Source organism: Oribacterium sp. P6A1 (assembly GCF_000702885.1).
Classification (GTDB): domain Bacteria; phylum Bacillota; class Clostridia; order Lachnospirales; family Lachnospiraceae; genus Oribacterium.
Window position 1 is genome coordinate 49,853 of sequence record NZ_JNKO01000008.1, and the last position, 18,149, is coordinate 68,001.

18 protein-coding genes are annotated in these 18,149 nt (G+C 41.9%); 3 read left to right on the top strand and 15 right to left on the bottom strand.

All coding sequences use genetic code 11. From position 1 onward, the window contains the following. Window positions 1-75 precede the first annotated feature (75 nt). The gene (locus T515_RS07540; RefSeq protein ID WP_036609422.1) at window positions 76-1,293 is read left to right on the top strand and encodes a CapA family protein; all 1,218 of its coding nucleotides are present in this window, start codon (window positions 76-78) and stop codon (window positions 1,291-1,293) included. A 46-nt stretch (window positions 1,294-1,339) separates the two neighbouring features. Here the strand turns inward: T515_RS07540 and T515_RS16550 are convergent, their stop codons facing one another. After that, complete coding sequence (locus T515_RS16550; protein WP_051671551.1) at window positions 1,340-2,308, bottom strand: LysR family transcriptional regulator; 969 nt, start codon at window positions 2,306-2,308, stop codon at window positions 1,340-1,342. Window positions 2,309-2,661: 353 nt separating this feature from the next. On the opposite strand from T515_RS16550, the gene T515_RS07550 reads away from it, so the two are divergent. Beyond that, a complete protein-coding gene (locus tag T515_RS07550; RefSeq protein ID WP_036609424.1) occupies window positions 2,662-3,699 on the top strand; it encodes a uroporphyrinogen decarboxylase family protein in 1,038 nt (345 codons plus the stop codon). Window positions 3,700-4,045: 346 nt separating this feature from the next. On the opposite strand, the gene T515_RS07555 is transcribed toward T515_RS07550, so the two are convergent. From T515_RS07555 to T515_RS18290, 12 genes are all read right to left on the bottom strand, one after another. Next, window positions 4,046-4,234, bottom strand: a complete 189-nt coding sequence (locus T515_RS07555) for a hypothetical protein (RefSeq protein ID WP_155988320.1) — start codon at window positions 4,232-4,234, stop codon at window positions 4,046-4,048. Between the two features lie 58 nt (window positions 4,235-4,292). Next, a complete protein-coding gene (locus T515_RS07560) occupies window positions 4,293-5,414 on the bottom strand; it encodes a hypothetical protein (RefSeq protein WP_036609428.1) in 1,122 nt (373 codons plus the stop codon). Window positions 5,415-5,537: 123 nt separating this feature from the next. Continuing rightward, complete coding sequence (locus T515_RS07565; RefSeq protein ID WP_036609431.1) at window positions 5,538-5,873, bottom strand: hypothetical protein; 336 nt, start codon at window positions 5,871-5,873, stop codon at window positions 5,538-5,540. A gap of 58 nt (window positions 5,874-5,931) precedes the next feature. Beyond that, window positions 5,932-6,201 carry a hypothetical protein gene (locus T515_RS07570; RefSeq protein ID WP_036609434.1) on the bottom strand — a complete coding sequence of 90 codons (270 nt, stop codon included), beginning with the start codon at window positions 6,199-6,201 and terminating at the stop codon, window positions 5,932-5,934. Window positions 6,202-6,415: 214 nt separating this feature from the next. Continuing rightward, window positions 6,416-6,847 (bottom strand): DUF3021 domain-containing protein, encoded by a 432-nt coding sequence (locus T515_RS07575; protein ID WP_036609438.1) that lies wholly within the window; start codon window positions 6,845-6,847, stop codon window positions 6,416-6,418. Window positions 6,848-6,849: 2 nt separating this feature from the next. Continuing rightward, on the bottom strand, window positions 6,850-7,317 hold the full coding sequence (locus T515_RS07580) for a LytTR family DNA-binding domain-containing protein (RefSeq protein WP_207641131.1): 468 nt from the start codon (window positions 7,315-7,317) through the stop codon (window positions 6,850-6,852). A gap of 40 nt (window positions 7,318-7,357) precedes the next feature. Then, window positions 7,358-7,801, bottom strand: coding sequence for an ATP-binding protein (locus tag T515_RS07585; protein ID WP_051671552.1), 444 nt, complete (start codon window positions 7,799-7,801; stop codon window positions 7,358-7,360). A 72-nt stretch (window positions 7,802-7,873) separates the two neighbouring features. Beyond that, window positions 7,874-8,173 carry an STAS domain-containing protein gene (locus tag T515_RS07590; RefSeq protein ID WP_036609445.1) on the bottom strand — a complete coding sequence of 100 codons (300 nt, stop codon included), beginning with the start codon at window positions 8,171-8,173 and terminating at the stop codon, window positions 7,874-7,876. A 13-nt stretch (window positions 8,174-8,186) separates the two neighbouring features. Further along, window positions 8,187-10,370, bottom strand: coding sequence for an NHLP bacteriocin export ABC transporter permease/ATPase subunit (locus tag T515_RS07595; protein ID WP_036609446.1), 2,184 nt, complete (start codon window positions 10,368-10,370; stop codon window positions 8,187-8,189). Between the two features lie 3 nt (window positions 10,371-10,373). Beyond that, window positions 10,374-10,685 carry an ATP-binding cassette domain-containing protein gene (locus T515_RS07600; protein WP_036609447.1) on the bottom strand — a complete coding sequence of 104 codons (312 nt, stop codon included), beginning with the start codon at window positions 10,683-10,685 and terminating at the stop codon, window positions 10,374-10,376. A gap of 33 nt (window positions 10,686-10,718) precedes the next feature. Then, a complete protein-coding gene (locus T515_RS07605; protein ID WP_278245411.1) occupies window positions 10,719-11,036 on the bottom strand; it encodes a PD-(D/E)XK nuclease domain-containing protein in 318 nt (105 codons plus the stop codon). A gap of 156 nt (window positions 11,037-11,192) precedes the next feature. After that, window positions 11,193-11,819, bottom strand: a complete 627-nt coding sequence (locus T515_RS18290; protein ID WP_036609456.1) for a hypothetical protein — start codon at window positions 11,817-11,819, stop codon at window positions 11,193-11,195. A gap of 279 nt (window positions 11,820-12,098) precedes the next feature. Here T515_RS18290 and T515_RS16555 point away from each other — a divergent pair, with 279 nt between their 5' ends. Continuing rightward, entirely contained in the window at window positions 12,099-14,288 is a 2,190-nt protein-coding gene (locus T515_RS16555; protein ID WP_051671553.1) for a vWA domain-containing protein, read from the top strand. 394 nt (window positions 14,289-14,682) lie between these two features. Here T515_RS16555 and T515_RS07620 read toward each other — a convergent pair whose 3' ends face one another. Beyond that, entirely contained in the window at window positions 14,683-16,362 is a 1,680-nt protein-coding gene (locus tag T515_RS07620) for an AAA family ATPase (RefSeq protein WP_036609460.1), read from the bottom strand. A gap of 581 nt (window positions 16,363-16,943) precedes the next feature. Then, window positions 16,944-18,140: a THUMP domain-containing class I SAM-dependent RNA methyltransferase gene (locus tag T515_RS07625; RefSeq protein ID WP_051671554.1), complete on the bottom strand. Its 1,197-nt coding sequence runs from the start codon at window positions 18,138-18,140 to the stop codon at window positions 16,944-16,946. Between the last annotated feature and the right edge of the window lie 9 nt (window positions 18,141-18,149).

An 18,149-nucleotide genomic window follows, 5' to 3' on the forward strand; every position in this document is an offset into this window, starting at 1 on the left:
TTATACTTCCTGCTGTCCGATGTTTCAGGTAGGCTCACGGGTTCTTTGTTCTGATATGTTTGTCAGGAGGTAAAAATGAGAAATAAAAAAAACGGTTCTGCGGCAGATTTTAAGATGAGAAACGGATGGTTTTGGGGGATTACGATACTTCTCTGCACTGTTCTAATCCTGACTGCATCACCCACAGATTCCATGGCTGCTATACCTTCATGTGAGCCGGAAACCAACGGACCGTCAGTCAACATACAGAATGAAAGTGAACCTTGTACCCTCACTATGATCGCGGCCGGCGATAACCTTATTCATAAAACCATAGTAGACAAGGCATGGCGTCCATATTCGGGAACCCATGATTTTCATTTCCTTTACACACCGATTCTGGACACCATACAGTCCCGGGACCTGGCTGTCATAAACCAGGAGACCATTTTTATTTCCGACAACTCCCTGATCAGCGATTATCCCACCTTCGGAACCCCACAGATCATGGGAGAGGCACTGGTGGACAGCGGATTTGATATTGTGCTTTCCGCCACGAACCATACCTGGGACAAGGGCGTCCGTGGCGTAAACGACACGCTTAATTACTGGAAAACGTTCCATCCGGAGATAACACTTCTGGGAATCCACGACTCGCCGGAATCCTTTAACACCATCGACTACGTGGAGAAGAACGGCATACGTCTTGCCATGTTTAATTACACTTATGGACTTAACGGCTTCAGAGTGCCCGGGTCCCTATACTACATGGTGAACCTTCTGGGGCAGTCCGGCAAGTTCCTGAATGACGTAAGAACTGCAGAGAATGAAGCCGACATTACAGTATGCTTTCTGCACATCGGGGAAGAATACCGGTACCAGCCCACGGCCTTCCAGCAGTCTTATGTGTACTCCCTTATCGATGCAGGAGCAGACCTGATTATATGCTCTCATCCCCATGTGGTGGAACCTGTATCTTACATCACTACAATGTCCGGAAACAGCGGTCTCGTATTCTGGTCCTGCGGAAACCTGATCTCGGCCCAGTCCAAGATTCCGCGAATCCTCGGAGGCCTTGCAGATGTGACCATTGAAAAAGATGATTCCGGAACCAGAATAAGTTCCTGGAATTTCATACCTACTGTAACCCATTTCTCCGGAATGGACGTACGTGTCTTTCTCCTTAAAGACTATAACGATGTGCTGGCGGCAGTGAACCATGCGAACTTCAACGATGGCCCCCTTACCACAGAGAGACTGTGGAATCTGTGGACTTCCATCACCGGGCTTGGAAGAGAAATGTACAATCACTGATATCGTTAGGGAACCGGAACTGATTATGACTGCTTTGTAACAGCACCTATTCTGCAGTTGCCTTTTTCAGGAAAGAATCTGCCTCGGATTTTATCATTTCCACTAAATCCCTGTACGCAGAAATACTCTTATAATGTTTTTCCGAATAAACCAGACTGATTTCCCCTTTAGTAGCTGTTTCATAGAATGGTATACATACCATATTTCCGTTCTCATATTCAGAATAACGAACATTGGCGGGATAAAAACTCACAGCAAAAACATCAGGCTGTTCACTGGCCATCTTGATAACCGTTTGAACAGAATCTACGGTAATAACATTACCGATAGTGATCTCCTTCACAAGATCCGGAACAAAACCTGATAACATGGAATATGCACGTACCTCAGAGTCTTTTTCATCAATAGTTGATGAATGGCTGGGAAATGCCAGACAGTACCCCTTAAGATCCGAAAAATGAAGAGCTTTGAATTTGGAAAGGGGACTTTGCCTGTTGACGAGACATCCGAAATAGCCTTCCATCAAAGTTATTCTTTTTATCCCGTCCGTATATAATGAATCATCTTTATCGTTAAGACTGTTAAGACACACCGCCAGCGCGGGATTTTTATTACTCAAAGCAACCAGTTTTTCCGGAGTGGCATCTACCTGATACTTTAAAAGAACATTGGCATGATTTCTTTGAAAGGGGATATGCAGTTTTGGAATAAGGAAACCCACAAGGGAAATATGAGTAAAAGCATTTATGGTCATGGATTCACCTTCGCTGGAAAGCTGTTTCCAGCCGTTGTAGTAATCCAGCACGATCTGGGCTTCCTTATATATTTTTTCACCTTCACTGGTCAGCTGTATTCCTGCTTTGTTTCTTTCGAAAAGAGTAACACCAAGTTCAGCTTCCATTAATTTAATGGATTTTGTTAAACTTGGCTGCGCTACATACAGTTTTTTTGCGGCTTTGTTTATGGAACCTGTTTCGGCAATTGCAATAAAATATTTAAGAGAGCTTATCTTCATGGCATTCCCCGGCTTTAAAACATCACTCCGCTGATCAGCACAGAATCGGAGTCCGACGGTACATATAGGATTTCATAGAAAATCTTACACAACCTGTGTATCAACTACAAAGATATATCGACCAACTTATTGATTATTATTTCTAACTTGAGAGCAGAATGTTATAGCTTTTTTTCATATATTAAAGATTTTTATATATTATACAAAGATTTCTGAGGATAGTATATTAATTCAGCAGGTATAGTTGAGATAATTTGAAGGAATAAACAGCTTATGACAAGTCCCCTATCGGGATACTCCTGTCACATTATTATTTCATGAGAGCTGTTCTTATCAAGGAGGAATAGAAAGTCATGACAAACAGGGAAAGAATCAAAAGGACATTTTCCAACCAGCCGGTGGATAGAGTTCCTATAGCCTTTTTTCATCATTTTACTTCACCAAATGTCTGGAATATGGGTTTAAATGATCCTGAGGCCCTTGAAGCCAATATAAACCTCCACAAGCCGTCTCTTAAAAAGTTTGTTCCCGATATCATCAAGATAATGAATGATACTCTCATGATGATGCCTTTGGATGTCAGCGGAATCGAAAAAGCTTCTGATCTCTACAAGATAAAGAAGCCTATGATTGATTCACCTTATGCAAAGGCTCAGATTGATCTTACAAAGCGTGTTATGGAAATATACAAGGGTGTTGATGCACCTGTATATGTAACCTGCTTCTCCGCAGCATGGGTTCTTAGAAATGCTTTCACTCAGGGTCTTCCTGTTTTTGGAGCAAAAGAGGATATCATGCAGCAGTTCATGAGAGAAGATCCTGTTGCCGTTAAATATGCTTTGGATATTCTGACAGAAGGTATAATCGATCTGAACAGAGTACTTCTGACAGAATGCGGTGCTGACGGTATATATTTAAGCTGCAGCAATCAGGGCGGCTTCTTCAATGAAGTTTTCCATAAAAAGTATGTTGCTCCCACAGAGAAAAAGATACTTGATGAAGCAAAAAAGATAAAAAATACAAATATACTTCATATCTGCGGATATCATGGTCATGGAAATGATCTGAGACTGTATAAGAGCTATGATTCAGCTGCGGCCATAAGTGTTGCGGTTGTTGCAGAAGGAACAAATCTTAAGGAAGCCAAAAAGCTGTTTAAAGGCAAATGTATCATTGGCGGCTTCTCACAGGATGGCATCATATATAAAGGCTCCAGAGAAGAACTGGAAAAAGCCACTTATTCCCTTCTTTCAGAATGCGGACAGACCGGTGTGATTCTTGGCGCCGACTGTACTGTTCCAAATGATATAGATGAAGAGCGTTTTAACTGGGTTCGTGAAGCTTGTAAAAACTACGCTGCATGCAATTCGGTTGTATCTTCAGCATCATAATTAATTTGCTTTAAAGAGAACTCTCCTCTCTTTAAATATATCCCCAAAACAGTGCCCTTCCTCTAAGGGCATTTTTTAGTGCCATAAACGAGAACGCGACTCGCGGAACGATTCGCTGTCAACCTATGACACTCAGGTAGTTATATGAGATTAATCAACAAGGGACCGGTTTTTGCACCGATCCCTTTTATGATTATTCTTTTTACCATGCAGCTAATTTAGTTCCGTTCTCTTCTTCCGTCTGAACAGGAGCTTCAAATACCGCTTTGCTGCTGTCCGGAATGGTGTTTTTAATTATGATGCCAAGCGCAAGTATGAGACATAGTATTTTCTATATTCTTTTCATTTACGCTCTGTTTCCTTTATTATTATCTTCTTTACCAAGAATGCTGATGGCTGTTATCACTATTCCTCCGGCCATAACAGCAAGCCAGCTATGACTCCAGTTGCCTTCAATATAACTCCAGATAAACATGATAAATACGGAGATCATAGCTATGACGGGTATAAGTTTTTTCGCAGTATGTATATTCATGGTCATATCCTTTCTTAGATCTTTTGATAATCAGCTGTTTTTCATTTATGGATTTATTTTACTTTTCAGCTGTGAGTTTTGTGATAAATACACCGTCATAGTATACGGATACTTCATCACCTGCCTGAACACCCTTTGTATCATAAACTGTATAGGACATATACAAACGTTTTGTGTCTCCGCCGACAATCTCAGGCTCTCTCGTCTGCTCGAATACAAAAGGATTTATGTAAACATCCTTTTCTTTTTCTATTACAAATTTAGTCTGATCAAAGGTCTTATCAGATCCCGTGTTGTTGTAGAGTTCAACTCCGAAATTCGGAGCACTTTCATTACAGCTTAGTTTGAGCTTTCGGCATTCAACTCCGTCAGAAGTTATAAACAGTCCGCCCTTTAGTTCCTTCACATCTTCGGATGAATCTTTTACTTCAAGAGTAACAGGATATTTCTTTTCGCCTTCCTTTGCCTGCTCCATAATCATTTTTGTGTAGGCTTCTAAATCTATGTTGTTAAAGAAATTCTCCAGATCCTCAGTGTTATTCTCATCAAGATTTTCGATCTCCGCCATCATACTGCTCTCGGTTTTTTCAAACATAGGCTTTGCCACTTTCATGACCTCGTCTATATCCATTTCCTTATCATCTGTGTACAAGGAGTAGATCATGCTTCCGTTAAACCAAAGAACATTACTTATATGATCATTGATGTTCTGACGTGACTTTGTCTCTACTGTATTTGAAACTTCCTCGTTCTCCACATTCCAGTCATAGAAAAGACCTGAAATATCCTCGAATTCCGTTCCGGGTTTCATTCTGGCACAGTACTTCTTACCATCAAGAGTGAAGTTCATTTCAGAAAGCTTATCTGATTCCATGATTCCATAGGACACCTCTTCTGCTCCTTCCGGAACTATGAACTCTTCACCGGTGAGATTCTTTACCTCTTCAGGAGATACATCATATTTCCATGGATTTGCCATTCCGGAAGCTGCAGCCTCTGCTGTCTCATGTTCGGTTTGTTCTGCTGTTGTTTCAGGTGTTGTTTCAGGTGCTTTTGTTTCAGCAGCGGTTGTTTCCTTTATGGTTTCTGCCTTAGTGGTTTCTTCCTTGTTTCCTCCTCCGCATCCCATCAGGGCCACTGCCAGACCAAAACTTATAAGTACCATGCCGTATTTTTTCATACTGATCTCCTCATCTGTAACCGTCTTTTCAGGTCCTTCATCTTTGACATACGGATATAAAATCCAATTGACTTTATACCCGCATGTTTTGGTTTATCTCTGACTTAGAGATGATTCTTATCCCTATTTCTTGGGAATGTCCTTCCACCACACAGGATAAACAATTCCCTGTGTCTGCCCTGCCTGTTCAAGGATCTTAATCATGGCGATGTAGTCTGCGTCAGAACAGAACTGGTCAATCTTACATGCATCACAGGTCCAGAAATTGTCACCATATGGATTGTCAACCGCCTTCATTGGTTTTCCGCATTCAGGACAGGTTGCCTCATTAGGACCTCCAAGTCCGCCAGTAACATTTGCCATATCCTCATCGGATAATGCAGTGTTCATCTTTTTGCCAAGCTTTTCAACCTGCTCCTTGGAATTTCTGATAAACTGAGTGTACTTGTTCTCGTTCATTTTTTCTCCTCTCTTAAATTTACTGGTTTCATTTGGTTTTATTTGTTTTTATTTGTTTTTAATCGTTTCCCAAAACATGCATTGTCCAGCCCCCGGCTATGGCATACAGGCCTACCTTCGTGCCCTCCGGAACTACAGTATCAGTCCGGTTTGTGGCAAAGAGCATAGCTCCGTCATCAAAAAGAACCTGATACTGTCTTCCTCCAAGATGAGTGACTACCGATCCCAAGGCATCAAATTCCGGTAATTTATGCTCTGATGCAGAAAGACCGCCGGTAGCGTTCAGCAGCATTTCATCCGAAAGCTTAAAATTCTTATTATCTGCCATACCACTACTCCTTCTTCTCTTAAAAGCTTTTGCCTTTATCGGCACCGCTATGTTTTTCATTCCCCGGAAACCTTAACTTTATCTCTGTCAACATTTCCTTTTCTTTATGTCTCGACTATAACAAGGCTATCCACCTTCTACAATGTTTCATGTCTATTCGGTCTTTTTTCATGTCTGATCGGTCATTCCGGCAGTTTAGGATTATTCTTTTCCGTTAGCTGACATTATCTTTATTCATAAATAATTCTTTCAGCTCTTCATTCATTTTTCTGATCTGCTTCTTCCAGAGCATGTACTGGACAAGCCATATCATCCCATAGACCAGGGTGAAAATGATTAGAACTGCAAAAAGTGTATTGTCGGGGAACCATCCCAGTATGGAGCTTATGATAAGCATGGTTATAAAAGTCACGAAATAATGTGTAAAGGTTGCTTTATCAAGAGACCACTCTTCGAAATCATAGACAACGGAACCTCCATATCCTACGATTCCCAGAATTCCCGAACCCAATAGATGCATTACAAGAAATGATTTATTTACAGTACTTCCGTCAGGTGTGCAGACCACATACATAAATATGCCTACCAGGAGTTCCAGGGTGAAACCGAGTAAAATTTTCCACATGATCTTATGTTTTAAATCCATGGTTACTCCTTTCTCTGAAGAGCCAGTTTTACATCCTTAACTCTTCTTCTCGCGACCCAGGTGCTTTCACCGTTAACAAGTTCAACCATAATTGTTCCAGCGGCAGAAAAATCAAAACTCTTTACCATCTGAAGGTTAAGTATCTCAGACTGTGAGATACGTACGAACCTGCCATGATCAAGCATCTCCTCAAGTTCTGTCAATGTCTTTTTAATTTCATAGACCCTTTTTCCGGTGGACACCATGACTTTTCTGTTGTTAATGAATATCCTTATCATCTGGCTTTGTGGAAGCATGACCTGGCTTTCTTTAAAAAACGCCGGTATCATGGGTATCTTCTTGCTGGCATAGGATTGGATCGCAGAAATGACACCCTCCACCTCCTCGGTGTGAGCATTATTCGTAATCAATACATTAAGTTTTTGACATGCCTTGTCTATCACAAGTTTGATATCAACCAAGTCGGACATATTATCACCTTTTGTTGTGGCCATACTAAACCGGCCGTAATCATGTTTCGGAGTATGTACTGCTATCTTTTGGGAGATTCTTTCTCAGGATGGTGTGATTGTACCCATCCTTACGCTCATAACACATTTCATCCATAACCATCTTGGTCATATAGATTCCAAGCCCGCCTTTTTTTCTCTGTCTAAGAGGAATGCTTACATCGGGATCCTCCTTTTTTGTGGGATCATAGGGGACACCCTTATCTCTTATATCCAGCTGTACCAGAGTTTCTTCCGGAAAGCTTACAGAAACATAAGCATCTCCGGTTATTCCCTCATAGGCATATTGGGAGATATTAACAAGCATTTCTTCAAGTGCCAGATCAATTCTTTGCATAACATCAACCCTGCATCCATGTTCTTCCAACAAAGAATTAATAAATCTGATGGCAGACTCTATATTTTCGAGTTTAGCCTCGATTTTCAGTTCCTTTATTTTCTCCATGGTTCATTAATCTATGATGTGAGTGTCAAAAACTGACATCGAATCCTTCCGTATAGAGCGTTCTTTCTTATGTCATTCTATTTTTATAAAATCTTTAAAGCCGGTAATCTTCAGGATTTCCATGACTTCAGGGGAAACATTTCTGAGAACAGCGATGCCCCCCTTCTGTTCGGTATAGTCCTGCGCCCAGTAAAGGACTCTCAGTCCCGCTGATGCTATGTACACAAGACCATGAAGATCAAAGTAAATATTCTTTACCTCATCAGGTATATCGTTTAATCTGTCGTCCAGATCCATGGCGCTCATGGTATCAAGCTTTCCATCTATTCCAAGGAACAGATCCTCTCCTTTGACTTCCCAGGTTATTTCCATATATGATCCTCCTTTATGCATCCACTCTTTGTCGTTCCACAAGACTTGCAAAAAAGCCATTATGTTTCATGAGTTCATCGTAAGTTCCATCCTCTACGATATGACCGCCGTCCAGTACCAGTATCCTGTCGCACTGTTTTATGGTGGACAGTCTGTGTGCAATCACTATTCTTGTGCAGTCCATCTCACTAAGAGCATCTGAAACCTTTTTTTGTGTTATGTTGTCAAGGGCCGAGGTGGCCTCATCAAATATCAGAAGTTTTGGCTTCGGTGCCACGGCTCTTGCTATCATAAGCCTCTGTTTCTGTCCTCCTGATATTCCGCCGCTTCCTTCCGAAATAAGTGTATTCATCCCCATAGGCATCTGTTTTATATCTTCATCGATTCCGGCTATCCTTGCCGCCTCCCAGGCATCTTTAAGGGTAAGATGTGGCGCGGCGATAACTATGTTGGAAAAGATATCTCCCTGAAAAAGCTTTCCGTTTTGTGTAACAACACCTATATTTTTCCGGAGAGACCGAAGATCCAAAGCGTTAATGTCTTTTCCGTCATAAAAGATTCCTCCTTTTGTGGGCTTCTCAAAGCCAAGGAGCAGTCTTACAAGAGTTGACTTTCCGCAGCCGGTTTTTCCGACTATGGCTACATACTGTCCCGGAGTTATCCTGAGGGACAGATTATCTATGATGATCTGTGAATTCTTTTTGTACCTGAATGTCAGATTGATGAGTTCTATGTTGCCTGAGATTCCGGTCAATGTTTCTTTATTTTCCGATATTTCAGGTTCTGCTTTCAGTATGGGCTCTGCCATCTCAAAGGTGGGTTTGACATTGGCAGCAGTCAGAGCCATGCCAAAGAGTGACATAAAGGCCCCTGAGACCATGCCGTAGGCTGTATTAAAAGCTATGTACTCCGCAGTTGAAACATGAGTCACGATGGCCTGATTGTACATCACTATGGTACCGATAATGGATATGGCGGAGCTTATGACCGAATTCATCTTTATAAGCATGGGGGGATCGTATCTCAGCTTTACTACCTTTGCATATAGATCACCCCACCTTGCGAAAGCTCTTTTTTCGGCTCCCGTAAGCTTTATCTTTTGAATTCCCGAAATCACCGCATAGCTCATACCGCTTTCTTTTGATCCGAGAAGCATCTGCTTTTTGGTGAGCTTCATCTGAAGAAATGAGGATATTACCGTAAACCCCACCGTTATTGCTATGATGATGAGAGCCGGAATAACAAGCCCCGGAGCATAAGCAAAAATCTGTGTAATGTACACCAGGGAAAAAACGGATGTAAGTCCTGTGTTAAGTGCAACATTAACAAGAGTGGAGCACAGGGAATTCACATAGGATGAACGGGAGGAAAGCTCTCCCGAACTGTAGTCCTTGAAAAAGCCGGCAGGAAGAGACATTATCCTCATCATGGTGGCAGCCTCTACCGATATGCTCATTTTCGTATCTATCCTTTGGGAAATAAGGTTTTTTGCCGCACTCAGCATAAGAGCGCCCCAGGATGTACATAAGAGAAACATGGCAGTCACTATAAGAAGGGATACCTCACCCTCAGCTATCACATCCCTGAAGAGAAAAAGATTTATCCTGGGTGTCAGCATGGAAACCAGTATCACCACCAGCGTCGCAAGAGTGATCAGTACGTAATCAGAAGGCTCAATAATATGCAGGATGTATGAAAAAAGATCAGCTATCCCCAATTTCTTAACAGGAAAAGGCCTATAGAAAGAAAATGCTTCTCCCGTAAAGTCAGTTTCATTTTTTCCGGTAACTCTCGTATATTTACCCGAAATATCATCAAAGAATCTGTAACCCGTAAGTCCGTAGGGAAGAAGGGCAACGGGAGCCCCGTCAGGTTTCCGGAAGCCTATCATGGCTCCAAAGGCATCATTTCTAAAGCCCGGTGTGAGCTTGACTCTTCTGTACATGATACCTGAAGGGTGAAGGACATAATCAAGCTTTTCTTCTATAGTCACTATCTTCTTCGGAATATCGGTCTTTCTGACATGATAGTACCTGAGTATCTCTTCGATGGCATTCTTAGCCTTTTCACCCGCATCCATGCCGGAGTCAAGAAAGGTTTCTCCTGTTACTGCACCGGCGATCTTTCTGAAGGTGTTACTAAGAGCCTGTTCATCATTCTGTTTTCGAAGTTTAATCTGATTATCAAACCAACCCATAGTTTACTCGCTTTGAACCAATTCCTTGTAGTAACCGCCCTTTTGATAGAGCTCCTCATGAGTTCCCCTGTCCACTACTTCTCCGTGTTTCAGAACTATGATCTCATCACAGTCTCTGATGGTTGAAAGTCTGTGGGCAATGACTATACAGGTTATTCCTCTTTCTTTGATGGCATTTACCACATCATACTCTGTTCTTGCATCAAGAGCAGAAGTTGCCTCATCAAGTATGACTATAGTGGGATCCTGTGCCAGAACCCGGGCTATCTCCATCCTCTGTCTCTGTCCTCCGGAATAGTCTTTTCCGCCTTCCAATTTGATGTAAATAAAAGAAAAAGTCCTCAGTTCTTAAGTTGCTTTAACACTTACTTTCTTTCCGGAGAATGAAATTCCAAATTTCAAAATATCCCGGATGCCTTCATTCTTCATTTCAGCATCATATCTCTTCTCATCAATCTGGGCTAATGCTTCATCCGCCAGTTCTGAAAGCGCCTCTCCACTCAGGTCCTTTTTCCACTTAAGCTCCATAATGATTCCGGGATATCTGTCTTCTCTCGGACTTAGGCTGATATCATACATGCCATCTCCGGCTTCTCTGTTGGACTTGATTTTATACTGATTATCCATCAAAGCGATCAAACCAAGTACCAAGCCATGATATGACACCAAATAATATTAACATTTTGAGCAATTAAAAAAATGCCCTTTGAAAAGTAAGGGCACTTTTTATTATCTATCTTTGAAGTGTATAACTAATCAGAGGTACAAGCATAACCGTAAATATCTCACGTACATATGTGTAATATACGACTCGGATATTTATCAAGCTCCGTAGCAAAGATCCGTTACAACTCCATTTGCAACTGTTATATAGAGAACCGGTCCGGTGCTGGATATAAATTCTGATTTACTCATATAGTAAAGCCCATCATCACCACCCTCCTCGTACTTGGTTTGACTGGTAAGTTTAAACTGATAGGTACCATTACTCATCCGTGTCGTGTCTTCCCAGTTATTACCCTGATAATAATCCAGGGAACCTTTAACTGTCAGAACATCACCACTGATTGAAACAGAGGACAGATGTGAAATACCATAGCCACTGTCATATAAGTTACCATAGTAAGTTCCGGATGTGGTTACATATGAGGAGCTGCTGCTTGAACTACTGTAACCGCTCGAGTAACGTGACGGCTGTCCATCCCATGCTCCATCTGAACCAACATAATATCCATCCGGTGTCCATGAGTTTACAAGCATAGCACCGTCACTTCCGAGATAATAATTACCAACCCATCTGTTAGTCACAGCATACCCATAATCGTCTATATAGTACCAGTCGCCGAAGTCGAAGGTCCAGTGTCCGGCAAAAGCTGTGATAGAGAAAAGTGAACTGATAATAGCCAGAACAATCGAAAATCTAAGTGCCTTTAAATGTTTACTTAGCATGTTTACCTCCTAAAATCTGATATGCAAAAAGCCACGAACTACTTGTGTCTAAAGAAGTATATCGGCGATGTTCAGGTGTTATATAAACTTTGAAATCTTCCTTCTCTGATTCCTTTGGTTTAAAAGCATATGTGTAATAGTACTTTCATTCCAAAAAAATAATCGAATAATTCACAGTATTTGTGACCTTAAGGCATAAAAATCTGTCTATAGATATGAAGGGACAACACGACTGTATATTCCAGAGGTCAAGTTTAATCAAGATATCAGGAGGCATTTATGAAGAAAAAACTCATAGCAAAAGGTCTGATGGCGGTATCAGTCATCGCACTTACAGCATGCCAGAGTGGATTGGATATCCCGTCCCCACAGGATAACTCCGGCATTATCATGAAAAGCGAAAAAGATATAGCTGGAGATACCGGAAATACAGAAGCTGATGCAGAAAAAAACCGGAAGGATACATCCGGAGATGACCGAAAGGATGTAAATGATAAGGATGATACCAAAGAAACAGAGCTATCCACTGAAAAAGCCATAGAAATGGCAGGGAAAGCATATGACGGGTATGAAGCATCCTGGGACAAGCCTACCGTTGATTACATGCTGCTTAACCACGGAAGTTTTCTCGAAGAAAGCAGTGACAGTCTTCTGGAAGCATGCGACACGGAAGAAGAAAGGGAGGCTGCCAGGGAGTATCAGAAAATTTCAGAATCCCTCAGAGGATATTTCAGAAGGGTCAAATATTACGAACCAAAAGATGGCATCACGATAGGGATAGCCAACAAGAAGCTATACGAATACAAGATATCCGATACTGAAGAAATACTGAAACTCTATAAAAAAATGCTGGAACTCATGTATAGTCTCCCGGGATACGGCATGACATATGATGATGACATGAGTGCAGGGACATGGCTTAAGGGCAGCATGAATATGACAGGCTCTCTAGGAGCAATGAACAACTATATAATGGAGGCTGACGGTTTTACTGCTGAAGCTGCATCTGCCGCAGAAGAGGCTCCGTTACCTATGCCGACATTGGCAGAAAAAGAATCCTTTGACTGGAATACGGAAGAATACAGGAGTTTTTCCGAGAACAGATTCATGTCAGCCAAGGCAAGCCCGTTCTCTACCTTCGGTATGGATATAGACACTGCATCCTACGGGAACCTCAGAAAGAAGGTTTTCAACGGAAGGGATATCCCCATCGATTCAGTCCGTACCGAGGAGATGCTCAACTACTTTGATTATGACTATGTGAAACCGGAAGGTGATGATAAATTCGGAGTAACCGTCGAGATGGCGGATACCCCATGGAATGAAGATACTAAGCTCCTAAGGATAGGTGTTAAGGCAGAAGAAGCCGTTACCGGTAACATTAGTTCAAATGTGGTATTCCTCATAGACACATCAGGTTCCATGTTCGACCCTGACAAGCTGCCTCTTGTCCAAAAATCCTTCCTCATGCTTCTCGACGGGCTTGATGAGGACGACAAAATATCAATCGTGACATATGCCGGAGGTGACACTGTAATATGTGAAGGTGTGACATGCAACAGGAAGGAAGAGATAACCGAGGACATACTCTCCCTTGAAGCATGGGGCGGCACAAACGGCGCGGCAGGGATAAAGACAGCATACGAGCTGGCAAGAGATAACTACATTGAAGGCGGCAACAACAGAGTCATACTCGCCACAGACGGGGACCTTAACATTGGCGCATCAAGTGAGAGTGAACTTGTGGAAATTATAAAGAAAGAAAAGGAGTGTAATGTGTTCCTGTCCGTACTCGGAGTAGGAACGGGAAACTATAAAGATTCCAAGATGAAGGCACTTGCGGACAACGGGAACGGCAATTTCGCATACATCGATTCCACATCAGCTGCGGACAAAGCACTCAGAAAAGATTTCTACTCCCTTATGTACACTGTGGCAGAGGATGCGAAGATGCAGGTGGAATTTAACCCCGATAAGATCAAAGGCTACAGGCAGATAGGCTACGAACTGAGGCAGCTCGATGTTGAAGATTTTGCGGACGATACTAGGGATGGCAGCGAGATCGGCTCAGGACAATGCGTAACTGTTCTTTATGAAATAGTGCCTGTGGATTCATCAATGGAGATACCCGATGTAAAAACCAAATACGGGAATGACCGTGGGAACGTTACCGACACCGATGAACTCCTTACCGTGAGCATACGGTACAAGCAGCCGGGAAGCAGAGAAAGCATTCTGATGGAAGTACCGGTGACAGGAGACTCTTACAATGAAAAAATGAGTAACGACATGTCATGGGCTGCCGGCGTTGCCCAGACAGCCATGCTCCTGAAGGATTCGGAATACAAAGGAGACTCATCATACAGTGAGATATATGAGAGAATGATAAAGAATCCGGACATCAAAAATGACACCACCAAAGCACAGTTCCTCTATATGCTGAAGGAGCTCAGGGATAAATCTTCATAAGATTATTCTCTCACAAAGTTTGAAAATCTCATAATCCTGGTTTAATTCAGATATAGCTCAAAAAAAGTACTTCAAAGATACCTGACAGATACCTTTGAAGTACTTTTAGTTCACTTTATGGTCTCAAAACCCACGCAATTTCAAGCTTTCTTCTCGAAATCATGCGGCTTATTCTGGTTCTGCATCCTGCCTGTGTATGAATAGAAGTAGGTTTTCATCAGACCGTATTTAAAGTGAATAAACCCTTGAAATTACGTGCCTTTCAGCACTTCAATTTTTTTCCGGCCAATTATTTCTGACTATCCGGCCAATTTTGGAATTCACAACAAATTGTCTTTTTTTTGTATTTCTCTGAAACTGAATATATCAGACATTACGCAACATTACTCAGACATTACTCAACATTACTTTTCTTTATCAGAAGTTCCTTTCCTTCAAAAGCAAACGCAAGCTTTATTATCCTGTCTTTGCTATATCCCGCTTCAAGAAGCTCGGTTTCATACTTCTTATCTTCGATCTGTTTCAGCGCTATATCGCAAAGCTCATCAAGGGTCCTGCCATTATCGCTCCGACGCTTGGACTTAAACTCGATGATAACAGCATTATCCTTTTTATCCTTCGGACGGAGCATGACATCATAACGGCCCAGTCCGCTTTCGCGGTTTGACTTTATCTCGTATCTGCCACGAAGTTCCACAAGAAGCCCGATCACAAGACCGTGATAGAAGTTTTCCGGAGCTGCTTTACCACTTCCGTCAAAAGTACTGATCATACTTTCGCAGATTTCTGATAAGGTATCTGTCATGTCATCTATGTTGCCTTCCAGGAGTGCTTTAACAAAATAACTGTAATTTTCTCCTGCATTCTCAAACCATCTCTCTACAAGCAGACTAAAGCTGTCTTTGACTTCGTGATTTGTGAGTTTAAGGCTATACACCGCCATGTTTCCTTCGCCTTCTATAGAAACCGGCTTTAGATATCCGGCTGAGAACAAAAGACTCCATATAGCGTTCTTATTACCGGTTATCTCTCCGTAGACAAGCTGTTCATCAATCTTTGTTTGTATCACGCCATCATTAAGCAGATCCTCAAAAGCCTTCTTTATCTCAACGCTCCCTTCTCTTACGAGCTTTGACACAAGTGAATTAGAGCTTGTATTAGCCCAATACGGTTCATATTTACCTTCTTGAAGGAAAGAAATGATGGACCATGGATTATAGATATCTTCAGTATTTCCAAACTTAAACCCATCGTACCATTCTTTTACCTTTTTCTTTTCAGAACTGTATCCGTAAGCTTCCAATGCCTCGAATACTTCCTTCTCAGTAAATCCAAAACAGTCAGCATACTTATCAGATGAAATAGTTACAATTTTCAAATTGTTAAGATCTGAAAACAATGACTCCCTGCTTACGCGTGTAATACCGGTCAAAAGGGCTTTCTGAAGGTTTGGATTGGTTTTTAAAGTGGAATTAAACATATTCCGCATGTAACCTGAGATTTCATCCCAATAGCCATTTACATAAGCCTCCTGCATTGGAGTGTCATATTCATCTATCAGAATAATGACTTTCTTATTATAGAAATCCGAGAGCCATCTGCAAAAAGTATTTAGGCATTGGCACGCGGTTTTCTCATCCATGTCGTAACTTACTTTTTTGTAGAATTCCAGATCTTTATCACCCATTTTATCTGTGAGCCAGGTATTCTGTGCGATCCACTCAGTGAAAAGCCAATTAAACTGTTGTAAAGCACCTTTATATGTCTCTGCTTTTACACTGGCAAAGGAAACAAAGAGTACCGGCCACTTTCCACACTCTTTCATCATTTCAGTATCCTGTGAAATACTTAATCCATCAAAGAGCTCCTCATTGTTTCCCTGTCTTTCAGAAAAGAATTTCTCAACAGTGCTCAGCATCAGAGTTTTTCCGAAACGACGCGGACGGGTGATCAATGTAATATCATCCTTACTTTGCCACCATTCATTTATAAAATAAGTTTTATCTACGTAAAAAGCATTTTCTGTTATAACCTTTTCGTAATCTTGTAAACCCAGTCCAACCGTCTTTAGCATGTGAACACACCTCTTTCCACTACGTCCATATATGCCTAATAGTAGCATAATTCCGGCTGTCTCTCAAATAAGATGGACTCGATAGTTTTCAGGTGAAATCATAATACTCCAAAAAAAATGACCGTGAATATCTCCACGGTCATGATCAACTAAAAGTATCTGGTTAATATGTTGCTATCCCAACATGGTAAGCCTTTCACTTACCTGGCATATACGACCACCGATAGTTCGATGTCCGTCGGGTGCTTCCGTTAGTGATAGTTGTTCTCGATGCCAGAGCACCGCCATACCGCTCCTTAGTATGGATGTCCATCATACGACGTGAAAGAGAATACTCTTTCGGCGATTAAATTATTTCATATTAGAATATCATTTTCAATAGTAAACTATAGTTACATTGCCCTCGCTCAATTGTAGTTAATTGTTCTGTTTTATAAAAATGTGATTATTTCTTTTTATATTGCGATAAAAAATGAGGCTTCGGGCAATTTTCCGGCCAAAATAAAAGTACTTCTCCGGTATCTTATAGATACTTTTGAAGTACTTTTAGTTCACTTTATGGTCTCAAAACCCACGTAATTTCAAGCTTTTTTCTCGAAATCATGAGGCTTATTCTGGTTCTGCATCCTGCCTGTGTATGAATAGAAATAGGTCTTCATCATACCATTATAGATCTTACGGTTCTTATCGGCCTTGCCGAGATACTTCTGTGAATCCTCCCAGGCCGTGATGACATGCATAGCCCAGCTGTCGAGACCCTGATATGCCTCCTTAAGCTCTGTATAGAGCATAGGAAGATTTCTCTTGTCCTCGATACGCTCGCCGTAAGGCGGGTTACTGATGATGTAACCGAACTTACCGCTGTGGGAGAAGTTGGCAACATCCCTGACCTGAAGGTGGATGATCTTGTCTACGCCTGCACGCTCGGCATTCTCTCTTGCCACCGGAATAACGTCAGGGTTAATGTCATAGCCCTGAATGTCTATCTTTTTTCCGGACTTTGTTACACCTGTCTCAAGAAGCTCGGTGTCAACCATCTCATTTGCTTCGTCGAGGGCATTGTACCATACCTTCTTGTCAATGAAGTTAGTCCAGGTCTCTGAAACGAAAGCTCTGTCCATACCTGGTGCGATATTGGCTGCCATCATGGCTGCCTCGATGATAAATGTTCCTGATCCGCACATAGGATCAACAAGAGCATGCTCCTTTGTCCAGCCTGACTGCATGATGAGGGCTGCCGCCAGGGTCTCTGTAATAGGTGCGAGACCCTGCTTCAGACGATAGCCTCTCTTATGGAGAGACTCTCCCGAAGTATCAAGACATACCGTGAACTCATCCTTATAGGCAAATACTCTTACCGGATACTTTGCACCGTGTTCCTCGAACTGCTGAATGCCGAAGAAATCGCCGAGTCTTGCAACCATAGCCTTCTTCATGATGGACTGAATGTCTCTGGTTGAGAAAAGCTTTGATTTAACCGAGCTTGCCTTGGTTACCCAGAAGCTTCCGTCCTTTGGAATATACTCTTCCCAGGGAAGCTTCTTTGTTGCCTGGAACAGTTCCTCCCAGGTCTCAGCCTTGAAGGAGCCGACCTTAAGAAGGATACGCTCAGGTGTACGCATGAAGATATTGGCACGGGCAATGGCGTCTGCGTCACCGATAAAACCTACACGTCCGTCTGTAACTGTTGTAATGTCATATCCTAAATCTATAACTTCCTTTTTGGTCACTGCCTCAAGTCCAAAATGACATGGCGCAACAAGTTCAAATGTTTTCATATTAATCTC